Source organism: Sphingomonas sp. 3-13AW, from assembly GCF_049311085.1.
Taxonomy (GTDB): Bacteria; Pseudomonadota; Alphaproteobacteria; order Sphingomonadales; family Sphingomonadaceae; genus Sphingomonas.
In genome coordinates this window covers 122,340-140,590 of record NZ_JASNVZ010000007.1, presented here as the reverse complement: position 1 = coordinate 140,590, position 18,251 = coordinate 122,340, and the positions used below count along the sequence as shown (strand labels likewise).

Sequence of the window (18,251 nt, the reverse complement as noted above, 5' to 3'; positions counted from 1 at the left end):
ATCGACGGCGCTTGCACTCGTTCTGCTGAGCATGACCGGGGGAGGGCAGGGCGCGCAGCTTCCGCCCCCGCCGCCACCCCCGTCCGCTGCTGCGCAGGCACCGCTGCTCCTGCCGCAGATGCCGCTGCACGACCCCTGGATTGTCGCCGATGAGGCGAGCCGCACCTATTATCTCTACACCCGCAACGAGCCGGGGATGACCGGTGACGCGCGGCTGGGCACCATGGTCTACACCAGCCGCGACCTGCGCCACTGGACCCGCCCGCGTGTCGTCTTCGCGATGCCGGAGGGCCGTTGGGCGACGGCGGGAAGCTGGGCGCCCGAGGTACACCGCTGGCGGGGTCGCTGGTATCTCTTCACCACCTTCCACAACCCGGACTTACCGCTATCCTCGAATGGCCCGCGGCCGCTGTACCGCCGGGGTACGGTGCTGGCCGTCGCCGACAGGCCCGAGGGTCCGTTCACGCCCGTGCGCAATGCCGAACCAGTCGCGCCGGCCGACCGCATGACCCTGGACGGATCCCTTTACGTTGACCGCAAGGGGAAGCCCTGGATGGTCTATGCGCACGAGTGGCTCCAGACCACGGTCGGCACCATGGAGGCGGTCCCCCTGGACGCGAACCTCAAGGCGATCGGCAAGCCGCGGTTGCTGTTTCGTGCCGACGAGGCGGATTGGGTGAAGGGTCAGAAGCAGCCCGATGGCTCCGTCGTCTATGTGACCGACGGGCCGGAGCTGTTCCGGACGAAGACTGGCACCCTGCTGATGCTCTGGTCCAGCTATGGCGAGCGCGGGTACGTCCAGGCGCTGGCGCGCTCGCGGTCCGGCGAAATTGAGGGGCCTTGGGAGCAGCTAGGCCCGCTCGTGAAGCGCGACAGTGGCCATGGCATGCTGTTCAAGGCGTTCGACGGGCGGCTGATGATGGTCCTCCACCGCCCGTTCACCCATGCCCTCGGCAAGCTCTACGAGATGCGCGACACTGGCGATCGGGTCGAGGTGGTGCGGGAGGCGACGGAGCTCGATCTGGAGGCGTATCCGACGCACCCCTGCCTCACCCAGGAGTCACCGACCGGAAGCCCACTCAAGGACTGCTGACGTCGGGCGGCGGGGACAGGCGGACCTTTGTGGGACGGTTGCGGTCTGCGGACAGCACGCCGTCGCGTTCGTGCAGCTCGGTGATCTGGAGCACGCTGCGTCGGCCCCAGCGCGGGTCGCGTGCGGCCTCCGGCTCACCCTCCTGCTGGACGAAGTAGACGAGATAGGCCCGGTCGCCGGCTACGATGACATCGGGGTGCTGCCCTTTGGCGCGATCGGTTGCGGCCTCGCCGGGCTCGCCGAGCAGATACCCCTCCTGCCCCGTCCAGCGCTCCCCATCGTCGGACCGCTGCACCAGCAGCCCCTTCCAGGCGTCACTGACGAGCCACCAGCGTCCCCGCCACCGGAACAGCTTGGGCCCCTCGCCGGGGGTCTCGACGATGGTCTTGCCCACCCGCCAGTGAACCAGATCGGCGCTGTCTGCCTGCCGGACCGTCTTGCCGGCACGCTCGTCGTTGAACAGCATCCGCCAGCCGCCACCGGGAAGGGCAACGACGCTGGCGTCGATGACCCGATCCGACCCGAGCTCCACCCGCTCCCCGCAGGACCAGTTGACGAGATCGGGGCTGGTCAGGTGCACCAGGAAGCGTGGCGCGTTCCAGTCGCGGAACACGCCCGGAACTACCGTCACCCAAAGATGCCAGACATCGCCAAAGCGCTGCACCTCCGGCGCCCATAGGGTAGGTCCGGTGCAGCTGGACGGGATGGCGGCGGTACCGCCGTATCGCCAGCGGCTGCCGTCCTTCGAGCGAGCAACCCCGATCGCGGTACCGTGTACCCAGGATACGTCCTTGGGGTCTTCGAGCGGCAGGTCGGCGCGCCGGTTGGTGTAGAACATCAGCCACTCGCGGGTCGCCGGATCATAGACGGTAGAAGGATCGGCTGCGCCGTCGCGGACCGGGTCGCGGAACAGCGGCTTGGGCGCCACCGCGCCCTGGCCGGCTGAAGCGACCAGCGCCAACGCCCATGCCAGCATCACGGGCGAGCGGCCGCGACCGGGTTGTTCCCCCAGAGCTGGTCGTAGCGCCAGCCCGTCAGATCCTCGACCACGGCGCGGTGGGCGGGGTCGGGCGGGCTGGTATCTCCGCTACGCAGCCGCTCGATCTCGTCCATCAGGATCGCATGGGTCGCCGGCGTGAGGCGGAAGCGGAAGGAAACGAGCACACCGGCGATCAGAACGCCCACCGTCCCCACGCCCAGGATCGCGGCAAGTGTCGTGATCGCCTGCGGGCTCTGCGTGGTGGCACCCGAGACGAAGCCGCCCAGGCTCATGATCGCGGTGACGCCGGCGACGGCAGCGGACTGGGTGAGCTTGCGGACCAGGGTCATCACGCCGGCGAAGGCACCTTCGCGGCGACGGCCGGTCACGATCTCGTCCACGTCGGCCATGTAGTTGTAGGTCGCCCACGGGATATAGTTGAGCGCTCCGCGGCCGAGGCCGGCAAACACGATGGGGACCCACAGTAGCAGGTCGCCGGACCGCGCGCCCGCGTTCCACATCAGCAGGAGCACGATCGCGCCGATCGCAAAGCTTGCAGCGGCCAGCCGATAGGCGAAGGCGGGCGAGGTGCGCAGGGCAAGGTTGATGGCGATCATCACCGCCACGAACTGGACGACGTACATCGTGCCGAGCAGCGTCGAGGCGATGCTGACAGAGCCGGCAAGCGCGAACACCACGAAAAAGGTGAAGGCGGCGTTGAAGACGTCCTGGCTGATATAGCCGCCCAGATACATGCCCAGGTGCAGTCGGAACGCGCGGATGCGGAAGGTCGACAGGAGGTTGCGGTACAGCCCGCGGATCGCGGAGCCGACCGATGCCCGGCCCTCCGTGTTCGCACGCAGCGCCGCCACCTCAGAGGGCGCGCGTTCCCAGCTGAAGAAATAGAGGAACGCCGCGGTGAGCATGAACAGGGCGGAGAACAGGATGCCCATGTAGAGGAAGGTGTCCGGGCTGTCGGGTCCCAGCGTCTGGATCAGCATTGCGGGCAGGAAGCCGGCGAGGATCGCCGATGCCTGTGCGAACAGGATGCGGATGCCGGCGAACTTCGCCTTGGTGCGATAGTCACGTGACATCTCTGCCGCGAGCGTCTCGTACGGGATGATCTCCATCGCGTAGACGAGCTCGAACAGCACATAGGTGGCCAGATAGTACCAGAAGCTCTGGCCCGCGACCCACATGATGGCGAAGGACGGCAGCAACGGGATTGCGGCCAGGATGAAGAAGCGCCGTCGCCCGAAGCGCCTGCCAAGCGGCGTGTCGCCCATGTTGTCGGAGATATGACCGAGGATCGGAGACGCGATCGCGTCCAACACCCGTGCGATCGTGAAGATCAGGCCCGCCTGCCAGGCCTCAAGACCACAAAAGGTCGTGTAGAAGAACAGCACCCATCCGGAGATGACGGCCATCGAGCCGGCGCCCAGCACGTCGTTCGAGCCGTAGGCGAGATAGTTGACCAGCCGGACCGGGCGGGCCGGGGGGTGGGTGCTGGGTGCCAAGTGAGATCCTCCTCCCGCCGCGCAGGCTTGTCCCGCCTGTCGCTTCGTGCTCATATCATGAAGAGCTATCATACAATGTGGAAAAACCACAAGCGTTCGGGGAGGAAAGAGCGATGCGACCCTTGCTGTCCATGCTGGCGGCCGCAACCATGTTGGCGATGCCCCTCGCAACACCGGTGGCGGCAAGCGCGGAACCGGCCGCACAGTGGACCGACGCGCTCACCGGGCACCGGGTCGTGCGGATCAGCCGGGTTCCCGACAGCATCAGCCTCTATTTCCACCAGAACAGCTACACGCCCCAGGGCGACAAGATGGTGATCGGGGTACCGGATGGTCTCGCCGTGGTCGACCTGAAGAGTTGGGAGGTCACGCCGCTGGTGAAGGGCAAGGGGCTCGCGCTCCTGTTCACGGGCCGAAAGACCCGAACCGCCTATTACAGCAATCGCGCGCGGGACGACGCGGGCGGAACGATGACGATCTATGCCGCCGACATCGATACCGGCAGAACCCGCAAGGTCGCGGTCGTTCCCGGCGGGACGATCGGCTCGATCAATGCGGACGAAACGCTGCTGCTGGGCCAGCTGACCAAGGCGGACGGGGCGCTGCGCGCCGACGGAACGCTTCGGTCGCAGGCAGAGCGAAAGCACGGCGGCCATGTCGTCGGCCCGGGGGAGACCGACTATCGCGCGACCCGCCCGGACGGGACGCCCTACAGCTTTGCCGAGGCCAAGGAGATCCGCCTCAACGAGCGGCTCGAAGCGAAAATCCCGATGGAGATTTTCACCATCGACATCCGCACCGGGGAGCGGCGGGTGGTGACCGCGTCGACGGACTGGCTCAACCACATCCAGTTCTCGCCGACCGATCCTCACCAGATCATGTATTGCCACGAGGGGCCGTGGCATAAGGTCGACCGCATCTGGACGATCCGGACCGACGGCACTGGCAAGACGCTGGTGCACAAGCGCACCATGAACATGGAAATTGCCGGCCACGAGTTCTTCTCACCCGACGGCAAGACCATCTGGTACGACCTACAGACCCCGCGCGGGGAGGTGTTCTGGCTTGCCGGCTACGAACTCGCGACGGGCAGGCGGCATTGGTACAAGGTCGATCGCAACCAGTGGTCGGTGCATTTCAACCAATCGCCCGATCTTCGGCGTTTCTCTGGCGACGGCGGCGATCCGGAAATGGTCGCCCGCGCGCCTGACGGCAAATACCTCTATCTCTTCACGCCCAGGGCCATCCCCGACGTCGCCGACATTCATGCGGCCAACGCCGAGACGCTGGTGATCCCCGGAACGCTGGACGCCGAAAAGCTCGTCGACATGCGCAAGCACGACTATCGGCTGGAGCCGAACATGACCTTCACGCCCGATGGCAAGTGGATCGTGTTCCGGGGCAATTTCGAAGGTGCCACCCACGTCTATGCCGTGGAGGTAGCCAAGCCTAGCACGTGATACTGCGCTGCGGCCTCGGGCGGGAAATTGTCCGCCCATTGCGCGTTCTCGGGCGTGAGTTGCGGGAAAGGGTGCACCGTGAGGCAGTTTACCGGGGGATGCTTGTGCGGCGATGTCCGGATCCACGCATGGGGCGAACCGTACCGAGTCGGGATCTGTCATTGCCTGCATTGCCGCAAGCATCACGGCGCGCTGTTCTTCGCCGCCGCGATCTTTCCGGAGGAAGCCGTCCGGGTCGAGGGCAAAACGCGCGTGTACGGGGGGCGGAATTTCTGCCCTCGCTGCGGCTCATCCATTTTCTCCCGTTACGGCGACGAGGTCGAGGTTCACCTGGGGACGCTTGATGCGCCTGACCAGCTGACGCCCACTTACGAGAACTGGACCATCCGGCGCGAAACGTGGCTGCCGGAGTTCCCGACGAAGCGGCACTATCCGCGCGACCGCGAGGGGGAGGGTCGCTCCGAGGATTGAGACGGGAAGCCAGAGCGCGGGCCTGATCCGCGGGCGTCCGCCCGCTTCAATGTCCGAACTCGAGCCTGAACGATCCAGCTGGCACCTTTTTCAGCAGAATTGGGTGGGCTACGGACAAGCCGCTTTCAAGGTGCACGTCGAGCGACAATGCGGCCATGATCCTGCAGGTTCGACTTCAACAGTCTGGTGAACTGAACCGCCCCGGATTTGTCGGAGGCTCCAACTCCTGAGAAAGTGGAGCCTGTATGAGCAAGAAGACCAACAAATTTGCGCCTGAGGTCCGCGAGCGAGCGGTAGGGATGGTGTTCGATCACGAGCGGGATCATCCATCGCGATGGGCGACGGTGGTATCACTCGCTGAGAAGATCGGCTGCGTTCCGCAGACGCCGCATGAGTGGGTAGGGAAGGCCGAGATCCACAGCGGCAAGCGCGGCGGTGTGCCGAACGAGGTGGCCGACAAGGTGAAGTCGCTGGAGCGCGAGGTCCGTGAACTCCGGCAAGCCAAGGAGATCCCGCGTAAGGCGTCCGCGCATTTTGCCCAGGCGGAGCTCGACCGCCCGTTCCGGAGATGATCGCTTTCATTGGCGATGACCGCGATGCCTATGGCGTCGAGGCGATCTGCCGTCACTGGGATCGGGAACAAACGGTTTGAGCATGCAGCTGGAAGGTCAAGGGATTAAGGTGATCGGCCTGTATGTCAGTGTGGTCGACACCCGACACCCGATGACGGTGCAATACGATCTACCGGAGATCAGTCTGGCCAGCGTTGTTGCCCAAGCGTATGACAGCATTGAGGAAGGCGCGCTTGAAGTGCTCGCCGATGCCCAATCACGTCAAATAATATCCACAATGGGTGCAGAGGCGGAAAAGTTCTAACCGCCGGTCCATGAACAACTTCGACCTTCGCTCGCGTAAAGGTCTGATTGCGCTACCGGTGACATTGACGCACCGTCACAGTCCACGGCGACGCTGCTTGTTAGGAGACGCGACCATTCATCATGCTCTGCTGTCTCACCGCCCTTCGCCATTCAGGGATGGCGCGGCAGCGTGATTGCACCCGAGGATCAACCTTGTTCCCGGTCTTTCCGCATGCTCGCCGATAGCTGTCATTCCACCTTGCAAATGGCTCATAATGGCGCGCGCATGGCCGATGCAAGTATGTTGAAATGCATCTGTAACATCGGTGGGAATACGACCGCGGGGGATGGCAAGTGCGGCCTCGGCGACCATAAGGGGCAGAGATAATCAGGAAAAATGAACTCAACCGGAGCTTATGAAAAATGGGTCGCTGGACATGTGATTCCGTTTACGGAAGATTCAGACCCCTGGATTCTGATACAGAATTCGGGTCTAACATTAAAGTCTCTTTCAAGATGACTTACCATCCCTCTTTGCTGCGCAGTTTTGTCGAAGCACCAGAGTTGGATTGGCACGAAAAGACCGTCTTTATCGATCACGATGAAAGAACACGATGGGTCTTTGAGCACAATATGTATTCACTAAAACCTTTGAGTGCTACCCTTAAAATCTGGCCATCACGATATTTCTCTGCTTACGACCATGCCCGGAAGGCCATCCCTACTATGCTAGGATCATCAAGGCTTTTTGATAAAAAAGGTCACCCCGTTCCTTTGCAAGACTTGCCGAAGCCGAAAAATGACAGCAACTACGAGAAGACACGGTCTGTTCAAAAATACTTGAAAGAAAATGGGGGTACTATATTCATAGAGATTGAAGATCGAGCCAATTTGTCAATAATAGAAGGTGGAAGAAACGTCGAACGGCTCATATTATTCAGGTGCGGATCTATGGGCGGTGGGGCAAAGTTTACTGCGATGCAGCATATACGTACTTACAAGGAATTACCCAAGAGTAGGTGGGCCCGAGAAACAAAACGCGGACTTCCCCGTATAGACATCCCGCTTCCGCAAGGCTATCGCGATGTTGTTGCACCAAAGTCAATAAGCCAAGGCATGCCACCACTTTGCTTACCGGGGGAAGTGCTTTAGCTTTGAATCAGTTGATACGGTACTTTCAGTGTCCATGCGGCATGCACGAGCGCCACCGCCCGCCCCGTCAAGAGCGACCGTGACTCCATGCCATGATCAACCTCCCCGCCCTAAAATCGCTATGCGCTAAATATCCATAGGCCGTAGCGTGCCAATGGCAGTTTTACGATACTGCCATCCGAGACGCAGCCGAAGTTTACTCCTTCGCTAACCTCGAGACCAGCGGTTGCATTGACCTTGATGCGACGCGTCTGGTTGAACTGCCACAGATCGACTTACTCGCCGAGATGTTCTCGCTGCATAATCGCTCCTTGCCCGCGCTATATCGGCCGCTGCGGCCGTTCTGAACCGGACCGACAAAGAACGCGTCGTACCGTAACAAACGGATAAGCGATTCGGGAGCGTGGGTGACAGCCGCAACGCCGCGCGCTCGGCGGCATGGTGACGTGTCACATCCGTCGTCGAACGGCGCGGCCATGAAACCGAAGGGTAACACGCATCTTATAGCACGATTGCGCGGCGCTCCCCCACCGCCCGCCGCGGCCATATCGCCCGGAGAGCCGATCACCATGACCCCGACCCATCATCGCTTCGAATGCCGCCGCGACTGCGTCGGCGAACCGAGCCGTTCGACCTCCCCAGCACCAACCGCCCTCATCGCCACTGCGGGCCTCTCGCATGCAGGTGGGGGGCGCCGATGAGCCGGGCATATCGCGAACAGAAGCTCCGCCGGATGCTGTCCATCATCCGCAACGATCTCGACCGGCTACTCAACCTCCGCGCGCCCAGGGCGGGGTTCGGCGGCGCGAGCACGACCGGTCAGGATTATCTCCAACGGCAGATCGACAAGTATCTTAAGCCGCTGAGCACCTTAGAGTTCCGCGAACAGGTGCGCACGCTGCTGATTGCGTTCCAAGGTCCGCCGCTGATCAACGCGCCGGGCGATGGCACCGCGATACCCTATCGGCGGCCGAACTGGGATACCGAGGGCCTGGGCGACGATCATGTCTCTGTGATGCTCAAGATGGGCGGCGGCTGGAGCCATATGGGCAAGCACGGGGGCACGAAGATCCGCATCAACCAGAAGGCGTTCTGGATGTTTCCCGAACTCACGCTGCGCGGCGTGATGGTCCACGAAGCGACGCACTACGCGCTTGATACAAAGGATATCCACTATTCGTCATTTACCCGGAACAGCGTGATGCAGGGGCTGACGAATGGATCGGAGAATGCTGACAATTGGCGGATCTTTTATCAGAAGATGAGTGCGCATATGGCGGGGGCACCGGCAAGCTAACCGGAGCCGCGGTTTTGAATGTGACAAACCGTGGATCAGCATCGTTCGTCGCTATCCGTGTCGAATCCGAAAATGGTACTGTCCCAGATCGTGGCGGTGGTGGACGCGCTGGGAAACCTGACGCGCTTCGTTCTACTGCCCGGTCAAAGCCACGATGTCGTCGGGGTGAACCTGCTGATCGAAGACGTCCAATTCGGCATGTTCCTCGGCGACAAGGCCTTCGACGCTGACTGGCTGCGTGCGGAACTCACTCGCGAGCGAGCGATCGCATGGCAGTGAATTAGCGGCGCAGGCGGCGCGGGCTAGGCGCCGCTAATCTTCTGGCCTGCGCTATTTCCGTGGTTCGGCGACATCTTCGTGGATTTCTTTTTAGCGCCGTTCTCCGATCCGCCGCCTCGCCCGGTGCCGAGATTCCCACGTGCGTCATCGCCGCCCCTGGTCGTAATCGCCCTGGGGTGTCGAAGCTATTGATGCGACGCAGCGCGGACCCGACTGGAGCGGGTTACTGCTGTAGCCGCGGGAGAGACCCCTGACACACCGCTGAAATGCCTGGCGCGGCACTCGTCGATGGTCACATCTGTCTATGGAAAACCCATGCATGTTCTATCGCCAGTGTTCCGTCTGCATCGGTCGCCGGGCTGATGCTGGCTGAGGGTCGGGTCGCGTGGCGCGAGGGTCAGTTCCTGCGCCAGCAGCATTTTCAGCAGCAGGATCGATATCTGGACGGACTGGTCGCGGCCCGGGCCAGGACCGCTGGCCCGTACGCCTGGGGCCTGACCGAACTCGTCATCAATGAGGATCTTGCCGCACTCGGCAAGTTTGCGGTCAAGCGCCTGTCCGGGGTGATGCCAGACGGGCTTCCCTTTTCCATTCCCGGCGCGCTGCCGCCCTTGCCGCCGCTGGACGTGACGGCTGATACCCGCGACGCAATCCTCTACCTGACCTTGCCGGCCCATCAGCAGGGCGCGGTCGAGTTCCGCATGGTGGAAGAACCGGGCGCGGCATCGTCCCGATACCTGGTCGACGTCGCGGAGGTGCCGGACGTCTTCGCCGAGGAGCGAGCGCGCGAACCCATCGAGGTTGCGAGGCCAAACCTGAGCTTCGGCGTTACGCGCGACCAGACTTATGGCCGGACCGTCCTCGGCTTGGCACGAATCCGGGAGACGGTTGCGGGCGCCGTGGTGCTGGACGATCGGTACATCCCGCCCGTCCTCGACATCGCAGCCAGTCCCCGCCTCATCGGTTTCCTCGCCGACATCATCGGGCGGGCAGAACAGCGCATCGAAGAACTCGCATTGCGTGCGGTCGAGGCGACGGACGGCGGCGCAGAGACGATCGGTAACTTCCTGCTCCTACAGCTATTGAACCGCTCTCGCGCGCAGCTGAGCCACCTGGCGGCACTGCCGATGCTGCACCCAGAGCGGCTCTATGAGGCATTGCTGGGTCTCGCAGGCGAACTCGCGACCTTGACGACGGAGGCGCGACGGCCCGCCACGTTTCCCCCCTATGACCACCAGCGCCTCCAGCAATGCTTTGAGCCGGTGGTAGAGGCGATCCAGTCCGCACTCTCGGCGATCTATGACAAGGCCGCGTTCATGCTGCCGCTCATCGAGGCGGCGCCGGGCGCCTACACGTCGCGGATCACCGATCCGGTGCTGTTTCAGACCGGCTATTTCTTCCTTGCCGTCCAGGCGCGCACACCCCTTGAGGATGTTCGCGCACGCTTTCCGTCGATCGCCAAGATCGGCCCGGTGCACCGCATGCGGCAGATCGTCGACTCTGCCCTCGCGGGCGTCCCCCTACGCCACACGCCGACGCCGCCCGCGCAGATCCGGGCGATCCCGGGCTATGTGTATTTTGAGCTCGATCGCTCGTCGCCGGACTGGCCGGAGCTCGCCGCCGCGCCCGCGCTTGGGCTTCATGTCGCGGGTGACTGGCCTGGACTCCGGCTGGAGCTCTGGTTCGTGAAACAGAGTTCGCGATGAGCGACGGCGGCGAGCGCACGCTCTTCTTTCCCCCACCGGGGCGGAAAGCAGAAAGGGGAGGGACGCCGCCGCCGCTGCCTCGCCGTGTCGCGGCCGCTTCCGTCGCCGCACCCGATGACGATCTTCCCGCCGCCCCGCCGCGGCAGACACGCCCCCGCATGATCGAGGCGGCGGCGCCCCTGCTGGCGCTGGCCGCATCTGTCCAGTCCGGACGGGTCGAGATCGAGTTGCCCGCCTTCCACCGGAAGGCGGCGGCGGCGGCGGAGCGGTTTGACGCAACCCTGATCGCTGCGGGCTATGACGAGGAAACCCGCCGCCGCGCCCGCTACGCCGTGTTCGCGACGGTGGACGACATCGCTCAGAATCTGCCGGGCCGGGCCCAGGAAGGCGCCGAGTGGGCGAGGCGCAGCATGGTTGTGCGCGGATTTCGTGAGAACATCGGCGGCGACCGCTTCTGGCAATTGCTGCACGAGATGCTGGCGCGGCCGGGGGAATATGCGGAGCTGATCGAACTATATCATGCCTGCCTCGCGGCGGGCTTTCAGGGTAGACACCGGCTCGGCGATCCAGACGGTCGGTTGCGGGCTACATTGCGGAGCGCCTTTGCAGCGCTTCCGCAGGTTCGCGCCTTGTCCGAAACGGAGTTGGTGCCAGCATGGCGTGGCACCCCCACTCCTCGCGGGCGCGTGGGCTTCTGGGCTCCGGTCATGCTGTACGCCAGCATCCTCCTGGGGCTGCTGTTGTTCGTGGTTCTCGGCCTGCGGCTGGTGCTGATGCAGACGGGGCAGCCCTCGATGGATGCTCTTCTCGCGATCAATCCCGCGACCCCGCTCCGCCTTTCGCGCGCCTCGGTGACACCAGCGGAGCCCTTCAGCCTGCAGCAGCAGCGCCTGCAGGGCTTCCTGGCCGATGAGATCGCGCGCGGTCTGGTGGTGGTGGAGCAGGATCCGACGAGTCTCAGGGTTCGAACGACCGCCGGGACCCTGTTCCGCTCCGGCTCGGATGAACTGGCACCAGGTCGCGCCGCGCTGTTCGAGCGCATTGCCACGGCGACCGAACGGGAGCCGGGTCAGGTCCGGATCGAGGGCCACGCCGACACCGACCCGGTTGCCAGCCTCTCCTTTCCCAGCAACGTCGCATTGTCGCGGGCGCGTGCGGAGCGGGTCGCCGCGATCTTCCGGACGATCCTATCGGCACCCGGACGCGTGACTGCCGACGGCTTTGGTGCGGCCCAACCCGTGGCTTCCAACACGACCGACGCGGGCAAGGCGATGAACCGCCGGGTCGAGATCGTCATTCCCCGGAGCGAGTGAAGCCATGGACAAGCTGATGCGCAGCTGGTGGGCGCTCGCGCTTCCTGCGGCACTGATCCTCGGTCTGGCCGGGCAGATCGGCCTGCCCACCTTGTTCCCGGTTCTGAACTCCGGATGGTTCCGGCTTGGCCTGATCGCGCTGATCGCGATCGGGCTAGGCGGCGCGGCGGCACGGCGGTGGTGGCGCGCGCGGCGGGGCGCCGATGCCTTGGCCGCCGGCCTCGACGAGCCGAGCGCTACCGACGCGGAGGGAAGCGCGTTGGCCGTGCGAATGCGCGAGGCGATAGCGCAGCTGAAGAACGACGCCGGCGGTGGTCGCGACTATCTCTACGCGCGGCCGTGGTACATGATCATAGGGCCTCCGGGCACGGGCAAGACGACCGCGCTCGTCAATTCGGGCCTGCGCTTCCCCTGGTCCAACGCAGCGGTGAAAGGGGCGGCGAGCACCCGCAACCTCGACTTCTGGTTTGCGGACCAAGCGGTGTTGGTCGACACCGCAGGTCGCTACGTCACGCGGGATTGCGACACGGTCGTCGATGCGGCCGGATGGGAGAGTTTCCTCCGCCTACTTCGGCAAACCCGGCCGCTGCAGCCCATCAACGGGGTGATCGTAGCCTTGAGCACCGAGGTGCTGATGCGCGCCGACCGGGCGGAGCTCGATGAGCATATCGGCGCAATCCGGCGACGGCTGGAGGAACTCACTCGGATCCTCCAGGTGACAGCGCCGGTTTATCTGCTGTTGCCGAAGGCGGACCTCATCGCGGGGTTCACCGAGTATTTCGAAGATCTCAGCGCCGAAGGCCGGCGCGCGGTGCTGGGTGCAACGCTCGACCCAAAGGGCTCACGTGACACTGAAGCTCTCGTCGCAGAGTTCGACGCGGTTGCGGAGGCACTTTGGGCGCGAAGCCCGAAGCGTCTCCAGGAGGAAGCGGATGCTCGGCGACGCGGCCTGATCCTTGCCTTCCCGGCCCAGTTCACGGCGCTGCGCACGCGCCTCGCCTACGTCGTGGAAGGGATTGTGGGCAGTGAGCGCGCAGCCCGGCCCATGCTGCGTGGCTTCTACTTCGCCAGCGGCACCCAGGTCGGCACGCCGTTCGACCAGGTTCTTAACGCGATGGCCGAAGTCTACGATGCGCCACAGGCCGCGCAGCGACCGGGGCAGGGGCGTGCCTATTTCCTGAACCGGTTGCTGACCGAGGTGATCATCCCTGAGGGCGGGCTGGTAGAGGTCTCCGCGAGGAATCAGCGACGGCAGCGCGCCACTCTGGCGGCCGTGATCTTCGGTCTAGGGCTCGCGGTGCTCGTGATGATCGGTCTTTGGGGAACCTCGTTCGCGCACAACAAGGGATTCCAGAACGACCTGCTTCACGCGGCGCAGGAAGCGAACGAGAAGGCGCGCGCGGCTGGCGTCGATCTGGTGGAGGTTCGCGGTAGCGACCCGGATCTTGAGCAAGCCCTGCCCTTGTTGAACCGGCTGCGCACGTTGCCGCATGGCTACGACGCACAGCTGGCAGGTTCGCCGCCATTCTCGATGCGCCTGGGTCTATATCAGTCCGGTCACGCCGACACCGCACGGCTGGTGTATCTACAGACTCTCCAGCGCGTCCTGCTTCCACGTATCCTGCTTCGCGCGGAAGCGGCGATGCGCGAGCAGGCGGGGCAACCCGCCCAGCTCTACGCGCCGCTGAAGGCCTATCTCATGCTGGGGGGATCGGGGCCGCTGGACCGACAGGCGGTGCGGGCGTGGGTGGCGGAAGATTGGCGAACCGCCTCGCTCGCGGGCGCCGACCGGGCGGATGTTCGTGCGCAGCTCGCCCGGCACCTCGACGCGATGCTTGCGGATCCTGACCTTGGTCGAGCGTGGCAGGGACGGCGGGCCCCGCTCGACGGCACGCTCATCGCCTCAACCCGCGTCGCACTCCAAAGTCTGCCGCTTGCGGAGTACGCTTATGCCTTGCTGCGGCAGCGTGCCGCAGCCACCGGTCAGCCTGACTGGCGCGCCGAGACGGTTTTGGCCAGCGGCGACGCCCAGGCATTTCGCAACGGGGATGCTGTGCTCAGCGCCACGATCCCCTGGTTTTACACCAGGGAGGGGTATGTTCGGGCCTATCGCTCCGGTCTCCGCGACGTTCAGGGGGAACTCGACCGCGACCTCTGGGTGTTGGGACACGACGCCAGCAAGCGCTCGATCCGCGACCAAATTCCGGCCATGCGAAACGCAGTCGCGGCGAGCTATGCGCGCGACTACATCGCAGCGTGGGATGGGCTGCTCGCACTGCCGCAGGCAGCCGACTACTTCCGTAAGCCAGCGGCACTGGGTGCGATCACCCGAACGCCTTCGCCCCTGAAAGTGCTGCTGCTGGAAACGGTGCGCAACACGGCCCTGGCAAGTGCCGGTACGCCGGCGACTGGCGGCCAGATCGACGCCGGACGCGAGATCCAGGCGCACTTTCAGGGTATCGCTGGCTTTGCGGGAAAGCAGGGTGCAGGCGATGCGCCGGTGGACGTGTTGTTGAAAGCGGTCCGCCAAGCGGCCGCTGCCAATATGGCCACGAGTGCGCCGGGTGCCAGCTTAGGCGGGGGCGCGGTACAGGGTCAGTTCGCAACCGCGCTCGGTGAACTGTCCACCGCCAGCGCAATTGCGCCCCCGCAGCTGAAAGGATTTGTCGACGGTGCAACTCATAACGGCGCCGGGGCCGCGACGCGAACGGCGCGGACGGCGCTGGAGCAGGATTATGCAGCCAACATCCGCCCCGCCTGCGTGCAGGCGACCGGCGGGCGTTACCCCTTTGTGGCGGCAGCGACGCTTGATGCCAGCCCGGCTGAACTGCACCGCCTCTATGGCGCCACTGGGCAGTTCGATAGCTTTTCGCGAGAGCGGCTGGCGCCGCTGATTCAGCCCGGGCAGGTGTGGCGATGGAACGCCGCCGACCCTGTTGCCGCAGGATTTTCGCAGACAAGCGCCGCGCAGTTCCAGAAGGCCTCTGTCCTGCGTGACCTGCTTACGGGTGGTCTTGCATTAGGCGTCGCGCTCGATCGGCTGGGACAGCAGGCGACGGCTGTTGAGCTTTCTGCTGGCGGCGTCACCTATCGCTTCACCGCCGCGGCATCCGCAGCCAAACCGCTGCTGTGGAATCTTGCCGTACTGCCCGCGGCCCAGCTGGTTCTGTTCGGGGGCGACCGCGAGATCGGGCGGATCGAGACACGCGGCTCATTCGCGCTGTTTCGTTTGATGGACCGGGCGGTCATCGAGAACGCCGGCCCCTCGCGGATACGGGCACGGTTCGGCACCGGGGAAGCGAGCGCTTCGTTCTTGGTCGACTTGCCGTCTGACACGAACCCGTTCGGGCGCGGCGGACCCTTCTCCTTCCGTTGCCCGGCGCGGCTGTAGGTGCGTCGCGAGCTGTCGGAGGAAGTACGCCGCGCCGGAGGGCGCACGGAGGAATGGATCATGCAATCGTCGCTGCGATACGAACAGGGTAGTTGCAGCGACGTCGGCTGTGTGCGGCTCGTGAACGAGGACAGCCATCTTGTGCGCGAACGCGACGGCCTTTGGTTGGTCGCAGATGGGATGGGCGGTCACAGCAACGGACGCTGGGCATCCAGTGAGATCGCCGCGTCCCTGCATGACGCATGGCTCCCCAGCGACCTCGAAGGCGCCCTTGTCGCTACAGAGGCCGCGCTCGCCAGGGCAAATGACTCCATTTACCGGGCGGGGCGGCGGGAGAACAAGGTGATCGGGTCGACCGTCGCTGCCCTCCTCATCCGCGCACGCAGGTTCGTGGTGTTGTGGGCTGGGGACAGCCGGGTCTATCGGATGAGCAACGAAGTGCTTTCCCTGCTCACCACCGATCATTCGCAGGTGGAGCAACTGGTCATTGCCGGCCTTCTGAGCCGCGAGGAAGCGGAGGACCATCCGATGGCGCATATGCTGTCGCGCGCCGTCGGTGTGCGGCCGGAGCTGACGCTGGACCTGCGGCACGGGGACGTGCTGCCGAGCGACGTCTTCGTGCTGTGCAGTGATGGGCTGACCCGCACCGTGCACGACACCGAAATAGAGGCGCTGGTCCGGCAGAGCGCGCCGCGAGCCGCGGCTGCGCGGTTGGTCGAGCTCGCGCTCGAGCGCGGCGCCGCGGACAATGTGACGGTGATCGTAGTCGGCTGCAACGAGCCTACGCTTGTCGCCCGATAATGCTGCCCGTTAGGGCCGCTCCCGGCGGGCCTTCATCTCGGCGATGTGGTGGTCATAGGAAAGGCGGAACTCCTTTGCGAACAGGTCCATGAACGCCTCGTCGGCTCCGCGGACCACACCCTCGAACTCCCGTTCATAGGCGTCCCACTGCGCCGCGCGGTGCAGCACCGAGAAGCGCCGCCCCCACCCCGTGGGTAATCCCAATCGGTTACGAACGGCCGTGGGCGAGAAGCGCGCGAGCGTGCCCTCAAGGGCGCCGCGCATCGCGCTCAAGGTGGCCATCTGGTGCGCCTGGAGGTCGCCATAGGCGTCCTCGACGGCATGTTCCGCCGGCATGAAACCTGGCTGGGGCAAATCCAGCAACTGCAGCAGCGCTCGCTCGGGGGATCGGACGAACTTCAAAGGGTTGTTCCCGTCAAGCTCAAGGCCGGTCGCTTGCGCCCCCAGCCGGGCCTTTGCGCGCGCCCGTGCGTCGATCATCAGCATCAGCCCGCCCACGAACTGTCGCAGGATCGCACCCGCTGCTGCCAGCGTATCGCCCCGCGAGCGCTGCAGCCGGTCTGCCGGCAAGCCGCTGGCCGTGACGAAACGTTCCCAATCCGCATCGATCATCGGGGTAGGTGGGCTGCTCGGACCCTTCGCAGCGGCTGCTCCGGGCCCTTGGTCCCACTCCTCCGCAGGAGGGTTGGCGCCTACCCCGGGTACACCGGCTTCCCGTCCGCCCTGGGCAGGGTAGGCGCGGGCGAAGTTGCCCCGGGACCAGTCAATCTCATTGTCTTGTGCGAGCTGCCCCCAGACATCGGTCGCTGAGGGCGCCTCGTTTGCGGAGGGAGCGCTCGACCAGGGCGAGGGTTTCGCAAGCGGAGCCGGCATGTCCCACGCGCTTGCTTCAAGAGGTGGGGGTGCCGCTTCCGGAGCGGTGCTCCAGCCGCTGAGGGCGGGGGCGACCGGCTCGGGCGGAGGAGCCCAGCCGTCATCTTCGTCGCCGCCGCCCGAGATCACCTCGCCGCTCTGCCACGCATCCCAGTCGCTGCCTTCGGGTGCGGCCGGCTCGACGGCGGGGGCTGGTGCCGCCCCGCCACCCTCCCGCACCACGATCTCGAAATGTCCGACGATGAAGCAGTCGCCTTCGGCGAGAGGGTGAGGGTCCTCAACCCGATCGGTCGCACCGTTCAGATAGGTGCCATTGGTGCTATGGTCGATCAGGAGATAGGCGCCGTCGCGATAGCGTACTTCGCAATGGCGGGACGAGATGCGGTTGCTGGGATCGGGCAGGCTCCAGTCAGCATGAAGGGATCGGCCAATGACCGCGCCGTGCCGGTCGAGGGTCAATGTCGCGGGCTCGCCATTGTCGAGGGTGTCGCGGTCGCGGATGGTGAGCACTAGGGGCATCAGGACGGTTTCCTTGTCCGCGTGGCAATGGCGCTGCCGAGATCGAGCGCTTCGGCCAGCGCCACGGGCGGTTCAGCGGTGGAAAAGACGCAATGCAGGATCCCGGCGGCGACGAGCTGCCCTGTGCCGGTCTTTGGCGGGGGAAGGGATTGCGCGTCCTCGGGACCCAGTGATCCGCCCGAGAAAAACACCGCTGTCGCACAGATCTTGGCCGGGTCCTCGGGCGGGAGCGGCAGTGCCGTATCGAAAGCCGCCCGCCGCAAGGCGTCCGAGGGCTCGCGTAGCCAGGCGTCCAGAGCGGCAAGCGTGGAGGCATCGGCATCCGGAGCGAGGAGGGCAATCACCCCGCGCAGCCACTCCACCGCCCTTAGGCGGGGCAGGGCGGAGGCGAGGAAACGCGCGGCTTCCACGTTCTCGCCGGCCCTGCGCAGCATCTGAAAGAAACGGGCGGGCGGCTGGTCGTCGCCCTCCCGGCGTGGCTCTCCCTGCAGGCTCGTCACCTGCCACGCCTCGGTCCAGACCACCTCCGGCCATTCCATCACC

General features: G+C 65.0%; 15 protein-coding genes, 1 pseudogene and 1 other annotated feature. Of the genes and pseudogenes, 12 read left to right on the top strand and 4 right to left on the bottom strand.

Annotation, left to right across the window (positions count from 1 at the left end):
* The first annotated feature begins 31 nt into the window (after nt 1–31).
* On the top strand, nt 32–1,093 hold the full coding sequence (locus QP045_RS10285) for a glycoside hydrolase family 43 protein (RefSeq protein ID WP_422514891.1): 1,062 nt from the start codon (nt 32–34) through the stop codon (nt 1,091–1,093).
* On the opposite strand, the gene QP045_RS10280 is transcribed toward QP045_RS10285, so the two are convergent.
* Together QP045_RS10280 and QP045_RS10275 are read right to left on the bottom strand one after the other, a co-directional pair.
* Nucleotides 1,080–2,069, bottom strand: a complete 990-nt coding sequence (locus tag QP045_RS10280) for a glycoside hydrolase family 43 (protein WP_422514890.1) — start codon at nt 2,067–2,069, stop codon at nt 1,080–1,082. The genes QP045_RS10285 and QP045_RS10280 overlap by 14 nt on opposite strands.
* The gene (locus QP045_RS10275) at nt 2,069–3,589 is read right to left on the bottom strand and encodes an MFS transporter (RefSeq protein WP_422514889.1); all 1,521 of its coding nucleotides are present in this window, start codon (nt 3,587–3,589) and stop codon (nt 2,069–2,071) included. Before QP045_RS10275 ends, QP045_RS10280 begins: the two co-directional genes overlap by 1 nt.
* Nucleotides 3,590–3,702: 113 nt before the next feature.
* Between QP045_RS10275 and QP045_RS10270 the strand changes: the two genes are divergently transcribed.
* The 11 genes and pseudogenes from QP045_RS10270 (at nt 3,703) to QP045_RS10220 (ending at nt 16,316) form a co-directional block, all read left to right on the top strand.
* The gene (locus QP045_RS10270; RefSeq protein ID WP_422514888.1) at nt 3,703–5,049 is read left to right on the top strand and encodes an oligogalacturonate lyase family protein; all 1,347 of its coding nucleotides are present in this window, start codon (nt 3,703–3,705) and stop codon (nt 5,047–5,049) included.
* 78 nt (nt 5,050–5,127) lie between these two features.
* Nucleotides 5,128–5,520 (top strand): GFA family protein, encoded by a 393-nt coding sequence (locus tag QP045_RS10265; RefSeq protein ID WP_422514887.1) that lies wholly within the window; start codon nt 5,128–5,130, stop codon nt 5,518–5,520.
* A gap of 245 nt (nt 5,521–5,765) precedes the next feature.
* A pseudogene (locus QP045_RS10260) lies at nt 5,766–6,145 on the top strand (transposase); the annotation flags it as partial.
* Nucleotides 6,047–6,147, top strand: a sequence feature (AL1L pseudoknot). Its footprint overlaps the pseudogene before it by 99 nt.
* A gap of 21 nt (nt 6,148–6,168) precedes the next feature.
* Nucleotides 6,169–6,396, top strand: a complete 228-nt coding sequence (locus QP045_RS10255; RefSeq protein WP_422514886.1) for a hypothetical protein — start codon at nt 6,169–6,171, stop codon at nt 6,394–6,396.
* Nucleotides 6,397–6,893: 497 nt separating this feature from the next.
* Nucleotides 6,894–7,529, top strand: coding sequence for a hypothetical protein (locus tag QP045_RS10250; protein WP_422514885.1), 636 nt, complete (start codon nt 6,894–6,896; stop codon nt 7,527–7,529).
* Nucleotides 7,530–8,262: 733 nt separating this feature from the next.
* Nucleotides 8,263–8,826 (top strand): hypothetical protein, encoded by a 564-nt coding sequence (locus QP045_RS10245; protein ID WP_422514884.1) that lies wholly within the window; start codon nt 8,263–8,265, stop codon nt 8,824–8,826.
* Nucleotides 8,827–8,898: 72 nt separating this feature from the next.
* Nucleotides 8,899–9,105, top strand: coding sequence for a hypothetical protein (locus QP045_RS10240; RefSeq protein ID WP_422514883.1), 207 nt, complete (start codon nt 8,899–8,901; stop codon nt 9,103–9,105).
* Nucleotides 9,106–9,467: 362 nt separating this feature from the next.
* Complete coding sequence (gene tssK, locus QP045_RS10235) at nt 9,468–10,811, top strand: type VI secretion system baseplate subunit TssK (RefSeq protein WP_422514882.1); 1,344 nt, start codon at nt 9,468–9,470, stop codon at nt 10,809–10,811.
* 158 nt (nt 10,812–10,969) lie between these two features.
* The gene (gene icmH, locus QP045_RS10230) at nt 10,970–12,124 is read left to right on the top strand and encodes a type IVB secretion system protein IcmH/DotU (RefSeq protein WP_422514881.1); all 1,155 of its coding nucleotides are present in this window, start codon (nt 10,970–10,972) and stop codon (nt 12,122–12,124) included.
* 4 nt (nt 12,125–12,128) lie between these two features.
* A complete protein-coding gene (gene tssM, locus QP045_RS10225; protein WP_422514880.1) occupies nt 12,129–15,515 on the top strand; it encodes a type VI secretion system membrane subunit TssM in 3,387 nt (1,128 codons plus the stop codon).
* 60 nt (nt 15,516–15,575) lie between these two features.
* Nucleotides 15,576–16,316 (top strand): PP2C family protein-serine/threonine phosphatase, encoded by a 741-nt coding sequence (locus QP045_RS10220; protein WP_422514879.1) that lies wholly within the window; start codon nt 15,576–15,578, stop codon nt 16,314–16,316.
* A 9-nt stretch (nt 16,317–16,325) separates the two neighbouring features.
* Here QP045_RS10220 and tagH read toward each other — a convergent pair whose 3' ends face one another.
* Both tagH and QP045_RS10210 read right to left on the bottom strand, forming a co-directional pair.
* Complete coding sequence (tagH, locus tag QP045_RS10215; protein WP_422514878.1) at nt 16,326–17,708, bottom strand: type VI secretion system-associated FHA domain protein TagH; 1,383 nt, start codon at nt 17,706–17,708, stop codon at nt 16,326–16,328.
* The gene (locus tag QP045_RS10210) at nt 17,708–18,247 is read right to left on the bottom strand and encodes a DUF6931 family protein (protein ID WP_422514877.1); all 540 of its coding nucleotides are present in this window, start codon (nt 18,245–18,247) and stop codon (nt 17,708–17,710) included. Before QP045_RS10210 ends, tagH begins: the two co-directional genes overlap by 1 nt.
* Nucleotides 18,248–18,251: the final 4 nt, after the last annotated feature.